Origin of the sequence: Vibrio sp. OPT46, from assembly GCF_015163535.1 — a bacterium.
In the GTDB taxonomy this organism is placed as follows: Bacteria; Pseudomonadota; Gammaproteobacteria; order Enterobacterales; family Vibrionaceae; genus Vibrio; species Vibrio alginolyticus.
In genome coordinates this window covers 2,454-6,001 of record NZ_JADDYG010000172.1, presented here as the reverse complement: position 1 = coordinate 6,001, position 3,548 = coordinate 2,454, and the positions used below count along the sequence as shown (strand labels likewise).

General features: G+C 46.3%; 5 protein-coding genes. 2 read left to right on the top strand and 3 right to left on the bottom strand.

Translation table 11 applies throughout. The annotated features are described in order from the left end of the window. Positions 1 to 376, top strand: a 376-nt coding sequence (locus IQR33_RS32610; RefSeq protein WP_265575779.1) for a LysR substrate-binding domain-containing protein, incomplete at its 5' end; no start/stop codon positions are given. A 26-nt stretch (positions 377 to 402) separates the two neighbouring features. Beyond that, positions 403 to 786, top strand: a complete 384-nt coding sequence (locus IQR33_RS08355) for a VOC family protein (protein ID WP_167415865.1) — start codon at positions 403 to 405, stop codon at positions 784 to 786. Positions 787 to 843: 57 nt separating this feature from the next. Here the strand turns inward: IQR33_RS08355 and IQR33_RS08350 are convergent, their stop codons facing one another. The 3 genes from IQR33_RS08350 to IQR33_RS08340 form a co-directional block, all read right to left on the bottom strand. After that, positions 844 to 2,283, bottom strand: a complete 1,440-nt coding sequence (locus tag IQR33_RS08350) for a PepSY-associated TM helix domain-containing protein (RefSeq protein ID WP_193837773.1) — start codon at positions 2,281 to 2,283, stop codon at positions 844 to 846. Between the two features lie 415 nt (positions 2,284 to 2,698). Then, a complete protein-coding gene (locus IQR33_RS08345; RefSeq protein ID WP_080276971.1) occupies positions 2,699 to 3,058 on the bottom strand; it encodes a hypothetical protein in 360 nt (119 codons plus the stop codon). 219 nt (positions 3,059 to 3,277) lie between these two features. Next, the coding region (locus tag IQR33_RS08340; protein ID WP_193843621.1) for a cytochrome b562 at positions 3,278 to 3,548 on the bottom strand (271 nt) is incomplete at its 5' end.

Genomic DNA, 3,548 nt, shown 5'->3' with positions numbered 1-3,548 from the left:
GCATCCCACTGAACTTGAGAAGCACGATTGTATTTACCTTGCCGAGAACGACAAAGACAACATCTGGTCGTTCTTTAAAGAGGAAGCGTTCCACTCGATTGCAGTAAGTGGACGCTACGCCGTCAACCACTCCCAAATGCGCTTGAACGGGGTTAAGTCTGGCTTGGGAATTGGGATCTTCCATGACTTTGTGATCAAAGACGCGTTAGAGCAAGGAGAAGTGGTGGAAGTATTGCCGGATTGGATGATCAAGAGTAACTACCACGGCGCTATCGCGATGCAGTATGCGCAAACCAAATACATGCCTGCTCGTCTGCGCGTGTTTATCGACTTCGTTAAGGAGCATTTAGTCTCCAAGGATACTAACCATGCTTGAGCTAACCATGTTTGAAGAGGCTAACCATGTTTAATGCCATTCATCACGTCGCGATCATTTGCAGCGATTACTCAAAGTCAAAACGCTTTTACACTGAAGTGTTGGGATTAAAAGTCATTGCTGAAAACTATCGTGAAGCCAGAGACTCCTACAAGCTTGACCTCGCTTTACCTGACGGCAGTCAAGTTGAACTGTTTAGCTTTCCGGGCGCCCCTGAGAGACCGAGCTTTCCCGAAGCGCAAGGCCTGCGACATCTCGCTTTTTTGGTTGATGATGTTGAGCAAGTGAAAGTCTACCTAGAATCGAATGACGTTGAAGTTGAGCCAATTCGTATTGACGAATTTACAGGCAAAGCCTTTACCTTCTTCCAAGACCCAGATGGCTTGCCACTGGAGATTTACCAGAAATAAAAAGAGCCAGCACTTCGACTTCGCAGGCTCTTTTATTATTCCATTCTTTGTCTGTTACTAATTCAACGCCGTTTTCAGTTTCTCAACGCGGTTGAACAACAGCCAATCCAGTGCGAGAACCGTAACAATTGCCAAACCGCCCATCGGGAACGCGAGACACAATATCACTAACGTTACTAAGCCAAGCTTCCAAATACTGTCTTGTTGAAACTTAGGTGGCGCGCCCAATGCGGCACTGCGACTTGGTCTACGAATCCACCACATCACCACACCTGTGATTGAGATTAAGATGAACGCCAAACAGAACACTACGTTGAGTACTTTGTTCAATATACTCACATCACCTTGATGCAATGACACACCTGCCGCCATGAACTTGGCAAATAGGCTGTAATCTTGCCACGTTACATCCACCAACAAGCGACCGGAATACTGGTCAAAGTGGCTGGTGCGATCTTGTCTTGGGTCGGAAATATCGCCGCCCATAGAGTTAGCTGCAACGGTGTAAACGCCCGTCTCAGAGCGTGGCAAAAACAGCTTATAGCCAGTGAAGCCCAACATTTCAGCCTTGAGGATGATATCATCAATGGAGAGCGCATCATGACTGCCTGCGTATGCCGTCTCTTCCTTCATATTGGCATGATCATGAGCGGGCTTATCTTTCGATTCTGGCACAGCAGCAAGCTCTAAGTTCCATGGCATCTCTTCTGATGCACCATGGTTAAGATCTTTATGTGTCAGCGTGGATTCCGGTTTCTCACCCCATGTGTAATAGGTTGGGAAGGTATTCCAAGCTTGCACCATTTTCGCCCCCCAGATCCCTGCCCACGACAAACCTGAAATCAAAAAGAACAACAGAACAATCGACAGCACGCCACCTAAATTCGCATGCAGGTCACGCATCAAAATTCGAGGGCCATTGTTAAGGCGAATTTTCAAAAAGCCGGCGCGGCTGGCGTTGTCTCTAGGTAACCAAAGGTACAAACCAGACACCAACAGTAAAATCCCCAGACTTGCGGCGATTTCAATTAAACGGTCGCCTAGGTCGCCGATGAGCAAGGTGCCGTGAATGCTGTTCATCAGTTCATAGATGCTGTCACCACGATTAATGGTGCCCTGTACGTCTCCTGTGTAAGGATTTACTGCAACAATCAGCGAGCTGCCTTCTTGGTTTTGAATCGAGAATCGGTTGGCAATATCGGCCGTTTTAGCAGGTACAAATTGAGTGACATTAAAATCGGGATACGCCTGCTTTACGGTTTCTAATTGTGCAGAGACAGGAATCATGTGCTCTTGTGGTGAAACTTGTAATGTCGCTTCGTATCGAGCCAGTTCGATTTCGTCATCAAACAACATCACCAATCCCGTGAGGGAAAGCATCAGCATAAATGGAATGACGAACAAACCTGCGTAGAAGTGCCATCGCCACGTCATAAAGTAGATGGATTTTGCGCGTGAGGCTTCCTTGAGTTGAGGCTTTGCCGAGTTTCTCAACATGTGTATTTTCCTTTTTTCATTGTTGAACACCCAAATTCAGTCAAACGCATCCTACACATACGCATTCGTATGCGGCGTTATTTGACTTAGATTTGGGAGTACCACTGCTCGAAGTGGCAGTGTTGCTGACTATATACCCAAGTGACTTCAAGATGCTGGATTCAGAGCGTTGTCATTGATTCGAGTGCAAAGAAAACAACGCTGTGTAATAGACAACTCTTTCCAAGTTGTTTGAAGCAGCAATCGGAGCAATGACACGCTCCCGAAGGGCGAGTTGCCTTGGCTTGTATACTTTGTTGTCGATATCTTGATTTAGACCCACTAGACCTTTAAATCGCCGCCGCGTCTACAAACCAAGTCATTCTCGCTGAACCAAGCATCTCGAGGTTACTTGGGTATCGTGTAATTGTTTTCGTTATGAGAAAAGGGAAACTGGCGGCGCTCTAGGAACTGGTGTTTCAAATCGCACACTTAGAGCCAAATAAGCGTAGCTGTCAGAAGTCACCAAGCTCTGTCTTGAAAGTATCGGTGTCGTTGGAAGTGTATCGTGATGAAAAGTCGAAAAGTGGCTAAACGGACAAGGCTTGCCTTTGTGGCTGACCGAATTGTCGCCCTCTTCTATTTGGACCAACTCAAATCCGTTAAGCGTACATAGCGTCGCCCACACGCCCATGCTGTTACCATGAGCATTGATAACAGGCATCAGCGTCACTAGCACCCAACTGAGAGCACTAGCAAATAACATCGAGCGGTAAAAGGGAATTAATCTACGCATAACGGTGACTTAACAAATTTCACACAGCGTAACCAATTTTGAGTGATAGCTCAAAAAACAGTATCAATAAGTGGTTGCTACCTCACAGGTTTTCTTGAATGCATCGATTGACAGGCGCAAAAAAGCCCGCCGAAATGGCAGGCTGATAATGTGTTCATTCATTACTTAGAGATAACGCGTAATCCACTGCCACGAGCAAATGCTCCGCTCAGTAGATAATTAGCCGAACAACTTGCTCCAAATGCTTGGATTGCGCTTGTCGTGGTACTCTTCACGAAGGCTATCGATTTCACGCAGTTGGTCTTTTGCTTCTTGTAGCTTGCCCGCATCAAGATCCGCTTCAATCTTATCTAGCGTTACCGTCAGCTTGTTAAAGCCTTCTAAGTAAGTATCAAACTTCTCTGGTGGGTAATTACCACGCTTAGATTGTTCAACAATCGCTTGCAAGCTATCAATCGCAGATTTCATGGTTTCAACATCAGACGCTTCC

What these genes read in the sequence shown, in the direction of transcription:
- IQR33_RS08355 (WP_167415865.1), top strand. Translation starts at nt 403, where the DNA reads ATGTTTAATGCCATTCATCACGTCGCGATCATTTGCAGCGATTACTCA.
- IQR33_RS08350 (WP_193837773.1), bottom strand. Translation starts at nt 2,283, where the DNA reads ATGTTGAGAAACTCGGCAAAGCCTCAACTCAAGGAAGCCTCACGCGCA.
- IQR33_RS08345 (WP_080276971.1), bottom strand. Translation starts at nt 3,058, where the DNA reads ATGCGTAGATTAATTCCCTTTTACCGCTCGATGTTATTTGCTAGTGCT.